The 15,414-nt window shown below is 38.6% G+C and carries 16 protein-coding genes and 1 other RNA gene; 1 reads left to right on the forward strand and 16 read right to left on the reverse strand.

The genetic code is table 11. The annotated features are described in order from the left end of the window. Positions 1 to 15 precede the first annotated feature (15 nt). Complete coding sequence (gene cymR, locus LO754_RS16085; protein ID WP_231784783.1) at positions 16 to 435, reverse strand: cysteine metabolism transcriptional regulator CymR; 420 nt, start codon at positions 433 to 435, stop codon at positions 16 to 18. Between the two features lie 135 nt (positions 436 to 570). Here cymR and LO754_RS16090 point away from each other — a divergent pair, with 135 nt between their 5' ends. Next, positions 571 to 1,851: a replication-associated recombination protein A gene (locus tag LO754_RS16090; protein WP_231784784.1), complete on the forward strand. Its 1,281-nt coding sequence runs from the start codon at positions 571 to 573 to the stop codon at positions 1,849 to 1,851. Positions 1,852 to 2,072: 221 nt separating this feature from the next. Here LO754_RS16090 and LO754_RS16095 read toward each other — a convergent pair whose 3' ends face one another. From LO754_RS16095 to ssrS, 15 genes are all read right to left on the reverse strand, one after another. Further along, positions 2,073 to 2,630: a hypothetical protein gene (locus LO754_RS16095; RefSeq protein WP_231784785.1), complete on the reverse strand. Its 558-nt coding sequence runs from the start codon at positions 2,628 to 2,630 to the stop codon at positions 2,073 to 2,075. 178 nt (positions 2,631 to 2,808) lie between these two features. After that, positions 2,809 to 3,195 carry a hypothetical protein gene (locus LO754_RS16100; RefSeq protein ID WP_024363132.1) on the reverse strand — a complete coding sequence of 129 codons (387 nt, stop codon included), beginning with the start codon at positions 3,193 to 3,195 and terminating at the stop codon, positions 2,809 to 2,811. A 295-nt stretch (positions 3,196 to 3,490) separates the two neighbouring features. After that, on the reverse strand, positions 3,491 to 4,252 hold the full coding sequence (locus tag LO754_RS16105) for a tRNA threonylcarbamoyladenosine dehydratase (RefSeq protein WP_024363133.1): 762 nt from the start codon (positions 4,250 to 4,252) through the stop codon (positions 3,491 to 3,493). A 178-nt stretch (positions 4,253 to 4,430) separates the two neighbouring features. Beyond that, positions 4,431 to 5,414 carry a BadF/BadG/BcrA/BcrD ATPase family protein gene (locus LO754_RS16110; RefSeq protein WP_231784786.1) on the reverse strand — a complete coding sequence of 328 codons (984 nt, stop codon included), beginning with the start codon at positions 5,412 to 5,414 and terminating at the stop codon, positions 4,431 to 4,433. A 72-nt stretch (positions 5,415 to 5,486) separates the two neighbouring features. After that, positions 5,487 to 6,569, reverse strand: a complete 1,083-nt coding sequence (locus LO754_RS16115; protein WP_231784787.1) for a DUF871 domain-containing protein — start codon at positions 6,567 to 6,569, stop codon at positions 5,487 to 5,489. A 26-nt stretch (positions 6,570 to 6,595) separates the two neighbouring features. Next, positions 6,596 to 7,924, reverse strand: coding sequence for a PTS sugar transporter subunit IIC (locus LO754_RS16120; RefSeq protein ID WP_231784788.1), 1,329 nt, complete (start codon positions 7,922 to 7,924; stop codon positions 6,596 to 6,598). A gap of 46 nt (positions 7,925 to 7,970) precedes the next feature. Next, on the reverse strand, positions 7,971 to 8,291 hold the full coding sequence (locus LO754_RS16125) for a PTS lactose/cellobiose transporter subunit IIA (RefSeq protein WP_024363137.1): 321 nt from the start codon (positions 8,289 to 8,291) through the stop codon (positions 7,971 to 7,973). A 13-nt stretch (positions 8,292 to 8,304) separates the two neighbouring features. Beyond that, positions 8,305 to 8,616 (reverse strand): PTS sugar transporter subunit IIB, encoded by a 312-nt coding sequence (locus LO754_RS16130; RefSeq protein ID WP_038509826.1) that lies wholly within the window; start codon positions 8,614 to 8,616, stop codon positions 8,305 to 8,307. A gap of 300 nt (positions 8,617 to 8,916) precedes the next feature. Then, on the reverse strand, positions 8,917 to 10,092 hold the full coding sequence (locus LO754_RS16135; RefSeq protein WP_108029840.1) for a GNAT family N-acetyltransferase: 1,176 nt from the start codon (positions 10,090 to 10,092) through the stop codon (positions 8,917 to 8,919). 39 nt (positions 10,093 to 10,131) lie between these two features. Beyond that, a complete protein-coding gene (ptsP, locus tag LO754_RS16140) occupies positions 10,132 to 11,844 on the reverse strand; it encodes a phosphoenolpyruvate--protein phosphotransferase (RefSeq protein ID WP_231784789.1) in 1,713 nt (570 codons plus the stop codon). Continuing rightward, on the reverse strand, positions 11,838 to 12,107 hold the full coding sequence (locus LO754_RS16145) for an HPr family phosphocarrier protein (protein WP_024363141.1): 270 nt from the start codon (positions 12,105 to 12,107) through the stop codon (positions 11,838 to 11,840). Before LO754_RS16145 ends, ptsP begins: the two co-directional genes overlap by 7 nt. Before the next feature lie 17 nt (positions 12,108 to 12,124). Next, a complete protein-coding gene (locus LO754_RS16150; RefSeq protein WP_231784790.1) occupies positions 12,125 to 12,844 on the reverse strand; it encodes a sugar isomerase domain-containing protein in 720 nt (239 codons plus the stop codon). A gap of 4 nt (positions 12,845 to 12,848) precedes the next feature. Then, positions 12,849 to 13,571: a GntR family transcriptional regulator gene (locus LO754_RS16155; RefSeq protein ID WP_024363143.1), complete on the reverse strand. Its 723-nt coding sequence runs from the start codon at positions 13,569 to 13,571 to the stop codon at positions 12,849 to 12,851. Between the two features lie 26 nt (positions 13,572 to 13,597). Next, on the reverse strand, positions 13,598 to 14,758 hold the full coding sequence (gene nagA / locus LO754_RS16160) for an N-acetylglucosamine-6-phosphate deacetylase (protein WP_024363144.1): 1,161 nt from the start codon (positions 14,756 to 14,758) through the stop codon (positions 13,598 to 13,600). Positions 14,759 to 15,106: 348 nt separating this feature from the next. Further along, a non-coding RNA gene (ssrS, locus tag LO754_RS16165) (6S RNA) lies at positions 15,107 to 15,309 on the reverse strand. Positions 15,310 to 15,414: the final 105 nt, after the last annotated feature.

Raw genomic sequence — 15,414 nt, forward strand, 5'->3', positions numbered from 1 at the left:
TTTAGTCTAATAAAATTAAATATAGAACATATAGCCGTCTACTACATTTTCCTCTGTATACTGAGCTAGATCTTCAATAGTCGTAGTATCTAATACATTTTTTACTGCATCACGAATTCGTAGCCATAGCTCTCGTTGAGGTGCTTCCTCATTTTCAATACCTTCTACAGGCTGGATTGTCCCTTCTAATACACTGATAACGTTTGCTGCTGAAATCTCACTAGGTGGATTCGCTAGCATATAACCGCCATACGCTCCACGTACACTTTTTACCAATCCTGAATTACGTAATGGAGACACAAGTTGCTCTAAGTACGCTTCCGAAAGCTCTTTTTCAGCAGCAATTTTACGAAGCGGAATTGGACCTTCTCCATAATGTTTTGCCAATTCAATCATAATCGTGAGACCATAACGTCCTTTTGTAGAAATTTTCATTTTATCACCCTCAATTAGTCTAGTCAAAATACTACCAACAGTATATCATAATCTCCTCTTGAAGAACTCGGAAATACTCTTGGAAGGTTATGATATACTATAATTTAGAACAAACGTACGAAAGGGGATAATGTTTTGCATAATGAACCACTCGCTTATCGGATGCGTCCATTAACGCTTGATGAAATCGTTGGTCAACAAGATTTTGTCGGTCCTGATACGGCTTTATATAAAATGATTCAAAATGGACATGTTCCTTCTATGCTACTGTACGGTGAGCCAGGTATAGGGAAGACATCGATAGCCAATGCCATCGCAGGTAGCTCAAAACTCCCTTTTTTTGCACTAAATGCAACACGTGCTGGCAAAAAGGATGTTGAAGATATTGTACAAGAAGCGAGAATTTCAGGAAAAGTCTTATTGTTTTTGGATGAGATTCATCGCTTCAATAAATTACAGCAGGATACTTTATTACCACATGTAGAAAATGGCTCTATCGTTTTAATCGGGGCTACAACAGAAAACCCCTATCATGATGTTAACCCAGCCATTCGTTCGCGTTGCGGTGAAATTCATCAGTTAAAAAAATTAACTACAGCTAACTTAGTAGAACTTATTCAAAAAGCACTTGCTGATGACAAACGGGGACTAGGGAAATATCATTTTGTACTAACAGCAACTCAAATCGAGCAAATCGCCACTGCAGCTCACGGAGATGCACGCAAGGCATTAACTTTGCTAGAGTCGCTTTATTATGCAAGTGATGAATTAAACGGACAAACGATTGCTTCTGACCATATTTTAGAACATTTGATTGGTCGAATTGGTGTCTACGGAGATAAGAATGGTTCACATTTCTATAACTTGCTTTCGGCTTTGCAAAAATCCGTCCGTGGCAGTGATACGAATGCAGCGTTGTATTATTTAGCACATTTACTTGAAACAGGTGATTTAGTTGCCGTAAGTCGCCGACTCCTTGTTATGGCGTACGAAGATATTGGTCTTGCTAACCCTCAAGTTGGTGCACATATGCTTGCAGCTGTTCAGGCAGCAGAGCGTCTAGGGTTACCTGAAGCACGGATTCCACTTGCTAGCGCTGTTATTGAAATGTGCCTTGCATCAAAATCAAATTCAGCCATTTCCGCAATAGATGCTGCAATTGCAAGCATCCATGCAGGTAAAACAGGAGAGATTCCGCTACATTTACGCGATACACATTATGAAGGTGCCAAAGATTTAGGGCATGTGGGCTACCAATATCCTCATAACAACCCTATTGGGACATTTGGTGGCTGGGTAGACCAACAATATTTACCAGATGAACTTGTAGGGACAGAGTTTTATAAGCCCGTTATTGCAGGAGAGGAAAAACGGATGGCAAGTATATACAACAAGCTTAAATCATTCCATAATTAGTGCCAGGCACTGAAACAATTATGAAAATTTGTTGAAGCCATGCCTGCAAGGCTTCAAAGCAGTCATCGGCTTCTCTCAAAAGAAAAACTGTAGACAACAGGACATTCTTTGTTTGTCTACAGTTTGCCTGTCAGGCTTCTTCCTAAACATCTCCACAATATTAAAAACCATTGTCGTTTTAAAGTTCGACAATGGTAGATAGTTATTTCTTAATATATTTTTTAAGCTATTTCTTTCTCTACAAACAATTTAAAGCGTTGTAAACACTGTTTAGCGTCACCTTGTTGAGCAAGCACTTCATCTCTTAAAGCAGATACTTTCTCATGATCTTCTACGACATCCCCGTACAACACAAAAATGGCCGTTAAAAATTCCTCATTCTCTTCCTGTTCAATACTCGGTAAAGAATAGGCAGCAATCGTTAATAAACTTTCTACTTTTTCTGGTGTTTTTTGTAGCTCATTGGACGCATAAAAAATGGATGCAGCTAAGAAATAACATAACTTTGCACTGCAATCTATAAACAAATGCCAATATGTATTGGCTTTCGGAAGTTCTCCTGCTCTTGCCCCTAAGTATTCCTTATAAAACGTAGTAACCTGTGTATATAAAGGCGTTAAAGATCGCATAGCCTTTGTGTAATTATTAGACGTATCCAAATAGTCAAATACAATACTATTCATTTTTTCTTGAAGCTTTACAATATCTAAGTGATCACGAATTACTTGTATTTCCATTTTCCACTCTCCCATGTTCTCATTTGTTTTGGCAAACGCCATTTCTACTCCCCTTAAGCAGATTTGAACATTCCAAACAAAGCGACCTTTTGTATATATATATTGGAATTATTCAAATTATAGCAATAAACCAAAAGAAGAAGTGAGCTCATGAAAAAAATAAGGCAATTTCGTGAATTGTTAGCATTTTGTGTACGTAAGATTAATTATTTTGGTAAAATTAAACTCTTTGTAAATAGTAGTCAAACAAAAATTGTTCTTTGTCTCGATCAATTATTTCAATAATGCAACCGTTGGCATATTTTTTTATTCTTTGTTTCGGACTATAAAAATACACATTATTTGTAATTAACCATTGGCTTAACGTCAGCTCCGTTGCTGGTTGCTGTTCTGTTAAAATCCTTTTGTGGCGAAGTATATCCGCCATTTTGTAAAAACCATCTGATAATTCATAAGCAGATACATCAAAATTAAAAACAGGTGTCACAACCTGTCCAACATCATAAATATGTATCGTCTTGTTCGCCTCATCAATCGCTAATTCCACTGTGCTAATTTCATCGAATAGATTTAAGCCTCTATATTCCATTTGATAAATTTGCTCCATTATTAATGAATGCCCCCTCTTTTTTAACAGCCCTATTGTATCATAGAAAAAGTGAGCATCAGCCGCATAAATAACATAAGGGAGCATTTTACGTCATTTCTCCTACTGATAGTCATGCCGTAAAAGAAAAGAATCTGCAAGCCATTTTAGGAAAAAGCCAGCCAAACTCGTATTCACAGACACGCTGTGCCCATGTAAGCTCACTGTTCCTAATGGAAAACTTTACAGATTCCTCTTCTAATTAGCATTTTTAAATTGCTAAATTATATATAAACTACATGTTGCTTGAACGGGGTTAACCTTGCACGCGGGTAATTTTCACGTCTTCCACAATTTTATTGACTACCCAACTTGCCGCTATTAAACCTGCAACAGAGGGTACAAACGCGTTAGAAGATGGTGGCATTTTCGCTTTGCGGATAGCTGCATCTGGTTTTCCCACATGCTCTACGACATCTGGACGTACAACAATTGGGCTTTCATCCGAGAATACAACGGTTACGCCTTTATGAATACCATCTTTTCGTAATTTTGTACGAATCACTTTTGCTAATGGGTCTGTATGTGTTTTGGAAATATCAGCAATTTTAAAGCGTGTAGGGTCCATTTTATTGGCGGCGCCCATACTTGAAATAATAGGAATGTTACGCTTTAAGCATTCTTTCATAATGTGAATTTTATAAATTACCGTATCGCTCGCGTCGATAACATAATCGATTCCTTGTGCAAAAAATTGCTCATACGTTTCTTCTGTGTAAAACATATGCATATCAATTACTTCACATTCTGGATTAATATCTGCAATTCGCTCTTTCATCACACCAGATTTGGATTTTCCTACTGTTGAAAGATACGCTACTAATTGACGGTTAACATTTGTAATATCTACATTATCCTTATCAACTAAAATAATGCGTCCAATACCACTTCTAGCACATGCCTCGGCAGCAAATGAGCCGACGCCACCTACACCTAAAATGGCTACGGTTGTATTTTTTAATTTTTCGAGTCCTTCAGTACCTATCGCGAGCTCGTTACGAGAAAATTGATGTAACATCCTTACACTCTCCATCTATCGAATTTTTATTAGTAAACCTAGTTATATACTAAGATAAAATCAAACCTATATTACATTTTATCATGATATTGTTCAAGTGGAAATTCTCAAAAGTATTATGCTACCGTATAAGTAAAAATTCGCATAGACTTCTAAAGAGCATCGTAAAATCGTTGATTTAGTCAACACCCCATGTTGCATAGTTAGCCTGAAACGATTCAATAAATGATCTATCCAATGGAACGCGGGCCATTTTAAACGCTCCTATACCAGCTCCTCCAATCGGCTCTAAAACAGGTAAAATAAAGTGCAGTGGCATCTGCTCGTCTAACGCTAATTGTTCAAGCTGTAACACGAGCATCGGGTTATTTGCAAATACGCCACCCGCTAAAACTACCGGTACATGCTCTTGCCTCCATGCCATATTCACATAGCAAGTTTTGATTGCCTTGTAATACTTCACACAAGCCTCTCGCATAATGTGATTGGCTACAGTATCTCCTTTTTCTGCCACTTGAAAGACATATTTGCTAAGTGGAGCAATCACTGTTCTTGGATGTGCCACTCCATAAATACACTCTATTAATTGTGGAACATGGTCAACAGTGAAATGTTGTAACACCACATCCGTTAAGGCTGTTGGTGTGGCTCGCTGATCATAGCTTTGAAAAACGTCCTTTAGCGTTTCAACCCCTAAATCATAACCGCTACCCTCATCATCAAAAAGATATCCCCAACCACCGACACGATTGCTCGTGCCCTGATAGTTAAACCCCATCGTAATTGCACCTGTCCCAGCAATTTGCACAATGCCTTCTTGTCCTAACGTCCCAGCATAGAGCGCAATTAAGGCATCGTTTTCAATGATAACTGTCGTATTCTTATGAACATATTGCCGAATAATTCGTTCTACTACGCCTTCTACTTGCTGTTCCTTCACTCCAGCCATACCAACAAAGCAACTATGTATTGCTGAAAATATTTGTGGCGCTTGTTGTTGCAGTTGCTGCAATAGTCCATGCAGCGTCGACTCAAAATGTTGCCTATCCAACGCAGTCGGATTACTACGTGACGTCACTACTTTGCCATACAAATTGCCATGCTCATCACAAATAACAGCACAGGTTTTTGTACCGCCTCCATCTATCGCTAGTACGTACATTCTATTTACTCCTTTCAATATAAAAAAGGATTAAGCACAGTCTACTGTCGGCTTAATCCCCTCCTGTTTCAATTATTTTGTAAAGCCGAACGACGCCCAAGGTTGAATTTGAGATAATAAGAAGCGTTCTTCTTCCACGACCTTTGCCACTATATTTGTAGAGCCTGCATTGGGCATTGCTTTTAACACTACTTGTAGTTCACCTTTATAGCGCACATCTAAATTATTATCGATTGTCACATCACCTAACTGTAATGGGTGTGTATCATGAGCTGGAAAATCACCATTTTTATATTTCACGCGCGATTGGGTACTTCGAATAACATAGTCCGATACATCACCCCGATTAAAATGGGGCTCTTTAAATAACACCGCTTGTTCTAAAATAGTTGTTTCGGAAGATGGGACAATCTTTAGCTCTAGCTTATTGCGATTTAATTGGCCTAATGCGCTAAGTTCTTCCTTTGAAGCATACATATTACCAATAATACAATCATCAATTAAGCCTGTATGCCATAAATCTTTCGCCTGCACAGTTATTGGTAGATCACGATGCTCTTCTAATGTCGGTAAACCATGCTCTGTTTTTTCCCAAGGACCATACACTGCATGTTGAGAAGAAATCATCGCCGCTGTTCGTATATGGTTTGCTTTAAAATTTTTGGATGTTGCTAAAAAATGTTGTCGTGATAGTCCCGTATAGCGTCGTGGATAAAAGTTATGACAGCCTATAATATGATTACGGTTCGGTTGATAGGATAAAATATTATCCACATATTTCGTACCATTACTAATATTGAGCTCAATGTTTAACTCACTATTATCTAATGACATCAATGCTTCCTCATGACCTGAAAATCCCATATCTAGGCGCAATGTCGCTAGATGGTAGTGTTCTTTAAAATAAGCAATATTTTTATACGTTAAGCCTAAATCTTCAAAAACTGCTGGTGCAATATCCGCTGAAATAGCAAAGCCTAGCTGTTTTGCAAAATAATTGATTTGCTGTAACTTACGTTTCTCTTTGTCATCCTTTAAAGACAAAAGACATGTAAATATACGGTCAAAACCATTATCATGCGCTAGCTGCACATACTGTTGCATTTCTTCTAGCGTGCTATGCTGTGGGTATAGTGAAATTCCTAACCTTCTCAAATGACAATACCTCCAATATTAAGCTATTACACTTCAACTTTCGGAATCTCTGTTGCTTTTTCAGGCTGTAGTGCTTGTGTTTCTTCCTTTAGTTCATGCTTTTGTTCTTGTTTAGCAATACGGTTAGCCATCGCTATAAATGGTAGGTAAATACAAACTGACACGATTATGAGCACAAGACTTAAAACAGCTCCAGTCCACGATTGCGTTACTAAAAGTCCGTTAATAATCGGCGGTGTTGTCCAAGGTGCTACAACCGTTGCCGCTGGAACCCAACCCCATTTTGTTACAAAAAATGCAATGGTTACGTTAACCATTGGTGTTAAAATAAACGGGATAAACAAAATAGGATTCAAAACAATTGGAAGACCAAATAGTAATGGCTCATTAATATTGTATAGGCCTGGTGCGGCTGATAATTTGCCTACGGTATTATATTGCTTATTCTTTCTTGCAAAAATAAAGATGGCGATAATCAGTGCAATGGTCGTACCCGATCCGCCCATATTGACAAACGCATCAAAGAATGGCTTATTAACGATATAAGGTGCAACATTTCCAGCCGAAATGGCATTGACATTTTCCTGAATCGCAGCTGAATTAATCGTTTGCATAAATGGCTCGATAATATTAGCACCATGGACACCTAACGTCCATAAGAATGCTGGGATAAAGGCTAAAATTAATGCCGCTCCCCATGTATTTGTTAAGCCCATAAATGGCTCCTGAATTGTTGAATAAAACGACCCCACAATATCCGGAATACCAAAACCTGCCGTAATAATGGTACGCACAAATGCGAAAATCCCAATCGTTATAATGGCTGGCAGCAATGCTGCAAATGATTTCGAAACAGCTGGTGGTACTCCATCAGGCATTTTAATTAGCAGCTTACGATTGCCTGCTAATCTACAAAATAGTTCGGTAGATAACAAGGCCACAAGAATGGCGATAAATATTCCGCCCGTACCTGTTGTTAATCCTGTTAAACCACCTTCACCAAACGTTCCAAATGTTAAATAACTAGATAGACTAATTACGCCAGCTGAAAGACCATCCTTGTTATAACCCTTCGCCAAGTTGTAAGCAATTGTAAAGGCAAGTAACAGCGACAAAATATTAAATGTAGCATTCCAAATGTTACCACCAAATTGTGTCCATGTTTCATGCTTCCAAATAGAATCAAGTGCATTTTGATAAAAATCAATTGGTAAGTTATTAATTAGTACAGCCAACGAACCTACAATTGTCAATGGCATAATCGTAATAAAACCGTCACGAATGGCAACTAAATGACGCTGGCTCCCAACTCTAGCAGCTACCGGCACAAATTTTTCTTCTAAAAATCGGAACATTCCACACACTCCCTTTGCTTTTTATTGTGACATCAAATACATGATGCTACTCCCCTTTGAGTTGTTCATACAGTTCAATCATTTCTTGCGCTAAATCTCGAAATGTTATAGCATTCATTAAGTGATCTTGCGCATGAATTAATAGCATCGATACTTCAACTTTCTCTCCCCTTGCTTCCTGTGTTAACAATGCTGTTTGCGCATGATGAGCCTCGATTAACGCCTCATTTGCAAGCTTTATTTTGTCCTTTGCTTGATTGATTTGCCCCTTTTTTGCTAACTGAAGCGCTTCCATACATTCACTTTTCGTATTTCCACTATGGACGATTAACCCCATAATGGACTGCATCATCGCTGTTTCTTCCATCGGGCTTGCCTCCTCATCCAATTAGTTTCAATGCCTGTTTCAATACATTGTCACCATTCATCATGCCGTAATCAGCCATATTAATAACATCAATTGGAAAATTTAATTCCTTGAATTTTGCTTCAAAAGTCGATTTTAAGTAGCGAACTTGCGGACCAAGTAAAAGGACATCCGCCTTTTTATTTGTTAACACTTTATCTACCTCACTTTCAGCTATGGCAAAAATATCAGCCTCAATATTTTGTTCCTGCGCAGCTTTCTGCATTTTGGAAACTAATAAACTCGTACTCATTCCCGCTACACACACTAACATAATATTTTTCATTGTCAGCACTCTCCTTTTTGTCTTTTTCGTTCTTCATATCCTTGTGACGACTTTCATGAAATCGCTTACTTATACTGAGAATAGCATCTATTGGTATATACCACAATATAGATTTTTCTCCATTTTATACCTCTGTTGCATACTGAAATAATTGGGCTATCGCCTCATTACTTGCGAATAAATGCATTTGCGCAACTGGTATAGTCCAGAAAAAACTTCAAAAATTTTTGCGTTTACCTTTAAACGCCTCTCGTATTACGTTTAGTTATTTTCCTTTTCTCATCTGCAACAGAAATCAAGTTAAAAGTATTCGTAAAATGCAGGCTTATTTGACGGAATCGCCTGCTGCCAATGTTGTATTTCTTCCTCTGCTAGTTCTTTTTGGCTAAAAACAACTGCATCTTTAACACGAAGATAGCCGACCATCATTGCTGAAAATAAGTTGATTGGTAATGTTAACATATGCTGTTCAGACACTGAATTTGCCTCCAATATCGAAACATGACCATCTTTATTTATCCTGTATATTTGTTCATTCCAAGGACAAAATGGATCCTTAAGACGCACGTATAACGTGTGCTGTAAATTATTCCAAGGGTAACGTTTCATAAAAGCGAAAGCATCCACTATTCGAACCATGACATCTTGTGTTACTTTTTTTTCAATTTGTGGATCTTGAAAATTAAAGCCAAAATAGCGATCATTTGCTGTTATTCCCTCAATCGTGTGTACACTTGCAGCATGGGATGAGACAAAACGCCATAGTGCTTGTTCAGCCAGATGATGTGGCGCAATAAAATCATGGATAGTAAAAATACCATCTTGAATCGTATAACGCATATAGCCAGCTATGCTACTTGCAAAAAAACACGCGGCAAAGTGACTGTCCGGCGATCTTCTTGCAATCCGTTTCCACCAAGCAGCGTCTCGAAGCATGCTACCATTCGTCAGGTGTGCCTGTGCATTATGAAACTGCTGAATTGCTTCAAATAATGTTGTATCTGGCCATTCAAAGCTCATACGTTTCACATCATCGTATTGTTTACCGAAATCAGGAAACTTCGACTGTGAAATGGTATATTGAAGCTTATCAAAAAATAGTTCCCAGCCAAAGTAGCGATAAAAAGAGACAGAAAATGGTGCCAGTACTGAAATGGTTTGCCCGTTTTGTCGCATTTCCTTCAGCGAAGCTATTATCAACTTCTTCATAATCCCTTGCTGACGATACTCTGGATAGGTTGCCACAAATCCAATTCCCCCCATTTCATAATTTTCACCATGTATCGTCATATTCAGTGGCAGTATTAAGAGCTGACCCACGACTTTATCCCCATCATAAGCTCCCAGTGTTGTACTATGTTCAATCCAATAATGAAAATCGTCACGACGTGCACCAGTATATTTATTTGGAAAGCAATAGTCCCTTAGTCGATGAATTTGTAGGTAATCCGTTGATGGAACGCATTTAATATCCATGACACCCTCCTTTTTCACAAAATATTCTGAATTAAATAATTACATTATTAGCTGTTGTTTTATATATGCTTCAACATCAGAAGCGGTTGCTAACATTAAAATAGCCTCAATATGTTGGCCAAATTGCTCTTTTGAAAGCTTTGCAATCTGTGCCCTTGCTTTGAGAATAGAAGCAGCATTCATAGAAAATTCATCTAAACCGAGAGCCAGTAAAATTGGTATCGCCATTTCATCCGCTGCCATTTCACCGCACATTCCTACCCATTTCCCGTGTTGATGTGCCGCATCAATAATATGTTTAATAAGTCTTAGTAGAGCCGGATGATATGGTTGATATAAATAAGAAACCTTTTCATTCATACGATCTGTAGCTAACATATATTGTATTAAATCATTTGTCCCTATGGAGAAAAAATCGACTTCTTGTGCAAATAAATCAGCAATCATCGCGGCTGCAGGTATTTCCACCATTATGCCAACTTCTATTGCATCGGCTATTACAACCCCTTGTGCTTGCAATTGAGCTTTTTCTTCTACTAACATTTGCTTCGCTATGCGCCATTCCTCTAACGTTGCAATCATTGGAAACATAATTTTCAAATTACCATAGGCACTTGCTCTTAGTAAGGCACGCAGTTGTGTACGAAACATGGTTTGTTGATTTAGGCAAATTCGAATCGCTCGGTAGCCTAAAAACGGATTGATTTCAGATGGTAGCTTTAAGTAAGGAAGGTGCTTATCACCACCAATATCTAGTGTACGAACAACTGTAGGCTTCCCTTGCATTTTTTCAAGAACGGTACGATAGGCTTGAAACTGTTCTTCTTCATTCGGGAGTTCCTGCCGCTCCATATACAAAAACTCCGTTCGAAATAGCCCGATACCGTCCCCCGCTGCAAGCAGTACCTTCTCTACATCTTCCAGCTTGCCAATGTTCCCAGCAATCTCTACACTGTGCCCGTCAGCACTTATGCTCGACAACGTACGATATTGTGAGAGCTCACTTCGTTGTTGCTGTTGCAGTTGTTGCTGTTGCATATAAAAAGTAGTCACTTCTGGTGTTACATTCATAAGTATGTTGCCATTTGTGCCATCCATAATAAGGGGCGTGCCGTGTTTAATTTCCTTTGTAGCCGTTTTTGTTCCCACGATGGCTGGAATATCTAGAGAACGTGCGAGAATAGCAGAATGCGATGTTTTCCCACCAATATCTGTAATAAAACCTTTGACATATTTGGTATCTAATTGTGCTGTCATCGATGGAGTTAAATCTTCAGCAACAATTATGACATCTGATGCTAAACGACGAATATCAGGTAATTCCACATGCAATAAATGCGCTAATAATCGCTTCGTTACATCACGAATATCCGCTGCTCGCTCCTGCATATAAGCATTGTCCATTCCTTCAAACATCGAGATAAACATTTTTGAAACTTCATGTAGTGCATACTCTGCATTACTGCCTAGTTTCATTTTTTCTTCAATAGCAGCTAACATTTCAGGGTCTTCTAATAAGAGTAAATGGGCAACAAATATCGCCGCTTTTTCTTCACCAAATTTGTCCTGCGCGCTTGTTACGATTTCTTGTAATTCCACTTTCGATTGCGCTAACGCTTGTTTAAAACGCTCTATTTCAGCCTGAACATCGGTAATCGTCTCTTTTTCAAATGATAAATCTGGTTCCACTAAACAATAAGCATCAGCAAAGGCAATGCCTTCAGAAACGGCAATACCTTTTATCTCTAACATTCTTCACCAATTCCTTTCGTTACGATCACCTCTGTCACCGTTTGCATCAGCTGATCTGCATCTGTCCCCTGTGCCGAAATCGTCACAATACTTCCTGTTACGATTCCTTGTGCCATAACGCCCATAATTGATTTTAAATTGACAGACTTGTCATTGTAAGTTAACTGAACATCACAAGCAAATGGTGTTACAGCAGTTACTAATAATGCTGTTGGTCGAGCATGTAAGCCTTCTGGTGTTGTAATCTTAAATGTTTTTTTCATCGATACCCCTCCAAATTTCATTCAAAATTAATCCGAGTTTGATAGTTCGCAATCATAACATCATTATGATGCAAATTCGACTCTACATTGTTACTCTCAAAAACAGGTACTATGTCCTGACAATCCGCCATTATTTCAATAACTTGGCTAAATAACGCATGAAGAATAGCAGAACCAATAACCGTTGACGCTGGTGCATATTGCATCCGCTGTAGATGTAATAAGCCATCTCCTACAGGGATATGTGTATCAATAACAACATCAACGACATCCTCTAATCGCTTACCACTATGATGACGAGTTGGTTGTTGGCGATACGCAAGTGATTGCATAGACATAACGAGGACACCCGATTGTTTGGCTAACAATGCGGCATCGATAGGGGCATCATTGCGCCCAGATGTTGAAATAACAATACATACATCGTGCTCATGAAAATGAAAATGCTCTTTATGACGCGCTATAATTGTTGGGTCTTTTTCATTTTTCGAAGATGTCAAAGCACCTGCATGCAAAGTTAATGGCTCTATTGTTATAGGACGTACAGGCACAAGCCCCCCGGCACGATAAAAAGCATCTTGTGCTAATAGATGTGAATGCCCACACCCAAACAATTGCACGACCCCTCCACTTTGGAGACGCAAAACAATCTGTTGTGCCGCTTCAGCTATCAGTGCATTTTCCTGCTCTAGCACAATATCTAATAGTTTTTGAAGTTCATGAAAATAAGCACGCATCGCATCACCTTTTAATTTCGCTTATAAATTTGTATCGATCTGCACGATAAGTACTTCGTACAAGTTCGAATGGCACACCGTCTGCTAAATAACTTGTTCGTTTAATAATTAACACTGGTGCTGTACTATTAATTTGCAAATATTTACTGTCCTCCTTCGCCACAATAGCTGCTTCCATTTGTTGTATAGCATTGCCAATCTTCTGATGAAATTTCGCTTCAATCAGTGCATACAATGAGCCCATAATTTTTTTCTCATCTAATTCAGGATAAACTTTCACTGGAATATACGTTCTTTCTATTGCCATCGGTTTAGAATCGGCATTTCGTATCCGTGCAACAAAAAATACTTCCTCCCCAGGTTCTAACAATAAGTCACCGGCTATGTCTAGAGGTGGCACAATTTTTTCAAAGCGCAAAACTTTACTGCTCGGTTCCATTCCTCTTGCACGCATATCTTCTGTAAAACTTGTTAATCCCATTAATGGTTGTTCCAATTTCGGATTGGCTACATACGTTCCTCTTCCTTTTTCACGATAGAGCAACCCACTGTTTACTAAATTGGTAATAGATTGGCGTACCGTCATTCTACTCACATCAAATTGCACTGATAGCTCACGCTCTGATGGAATATTTTCTCCTATTTTGTATTCCTCTAAATAAATTCTTTGCTTTAATATTTCCTCTATTTGTATATAGATTGGTATATGAGAATTTTTATCTAACAAGTTTGACACCTTCCTAACGCGTTCTACTATGATTTCTCAAATACAACTTTTCCCCGACAAATAGTTTTTTCTACATTTAGCTGTTGATCTAACAAAATCACATCCGCATCAAAGCCTTTTGCGATACGACCTTTTGTACATAGCTGTAATTGTTGTGCTGCATTTGCAGAAGACATGGCAACAAGTTCTGACAATGAACAGTTTGTGACCGCTTTCATATTTTTCACTGCTTGTTCCATCGTTAAAATGCTACCAGCTAATGCTCCATTGGGTAAATGCGCTCCGCTTGCTGTAACATGGACCGTTTGACCAGCTAAATCATAATTGCCATATTGCAATCCTTTCGCACGCATTGCATCCGTAATTAAGATAATTCCCGCTGCCCCCTTTAGTCGGTAAGCAAGTTGTATTGACATAGGATGACAATGAACAAAATCCGCGATAATTTCAACTTTCACCGTATTTTCAAGAAGTACGCCACCGACTACCCCTGGATTGCGATGATGGAATGGTCTCATTTGATTGTATAAATGCGTTGCCTGTCTCACACCAACCGCCACTGCTCTATCGACCTCTTCAAACGTTGCATCTGAATGACCAATTGAAACAATTACGCCTTGCTTATGTAGCGCTTCGATAAACGCTATGCCACCTTCCAGCTCTGGAGCGACAGTTATTTGTTTAATACGGTTGTGACTTAATTTCTGCCAATAAGCAAATTGCTCGATTGATGGTAAAATCATATAGTCTACTGGTTGGGCACCAGCTCGCTTCGGTGACACATATGGACCTTCAACGTGCACGCCTAACAACGTGGCTTCATCTTCATCATTTTCAAATTGTGCTATCGTCTTTAATGCTTGCTCAATGCTTGCTTGTGCCTGTGTCATGGTCGTAGCAAGATAGCCTGTGACACCTTCTTGTACTAAGGAACGGGATATTTGATGCAGCGCTTGCTCTGTGGCATCCATCGCATCACTTCCGGCAGAACCATGAATATGCATATCAATATAACCAGGGAATAGCAACCAGTCTTTTCCCTTACCATCAATATATTGTTCTGCCTGTTCGATTAATTCATTGCCTACTTTCATAATTCGACCATTCGCGATGAAAACATCACCTTTGAACGGCAAATCGGTATCATTGACGATCGTGACATTGGAAATTAATAATCTGTTGCTCAATTCAACACCTCCACTGCCTTTGCTTTTAACAACTTTGCTGTTCAAGAAAAAGACATCTATTTGCATCATGGTCTAGTTGTCTATACCAATTATAGTATGTTCATTTGAAAATAAAAAGTAATTTTTACAATTTTTCTTATTTTTCTTTCAATTTAACAAAAAAAGTCCTGACTTAAAATAAGCTAATCCCAATAGAAAAAGTGTTAGATTGACCTAATGTCGACCTAACACTTTTTAAACGTCGCTATTCGCTTCTATCAACGAATGCATTCTTGTAAATTGAGTAAATGTAAAAAAGACAAGCACAATACAACTTTGCTCTAGCATCTTCTAGCACTCTATGTATGGACGAATCCCGATAGTGCCGTAATGCCAATGAAACATTCGTTTTGAACCCGCAATTTGCAGGTGGGTGCCCGCTTCATAGCTTTAAACGTCCCTCTCCATATGGGGCTTGTTTGCCACTACAAAATTAGATGGCTCCCGACGATATAGTGTTCGGTCAAAACTGTTAAATAGAGTTAGCAGTTAGACAAACACATCAGGATTCGTATTACAGATATCATAACACCATATTTCAGATAATTCAAACGATTTCTAGCAAAAAAACAAATTCTTTCGAAATAAACAAAAAATACCTAGATTCCCAACATTTT

Source organism: Lysinibacillus sp. GJ-1 (genome assembly GCF_021166035.1).
GTDB lineage: Bacteria > Bacillota > Bacilli > Bacillales_A > Planococcaceae > Lysinibacillus > Lysinibacillus sphaericus.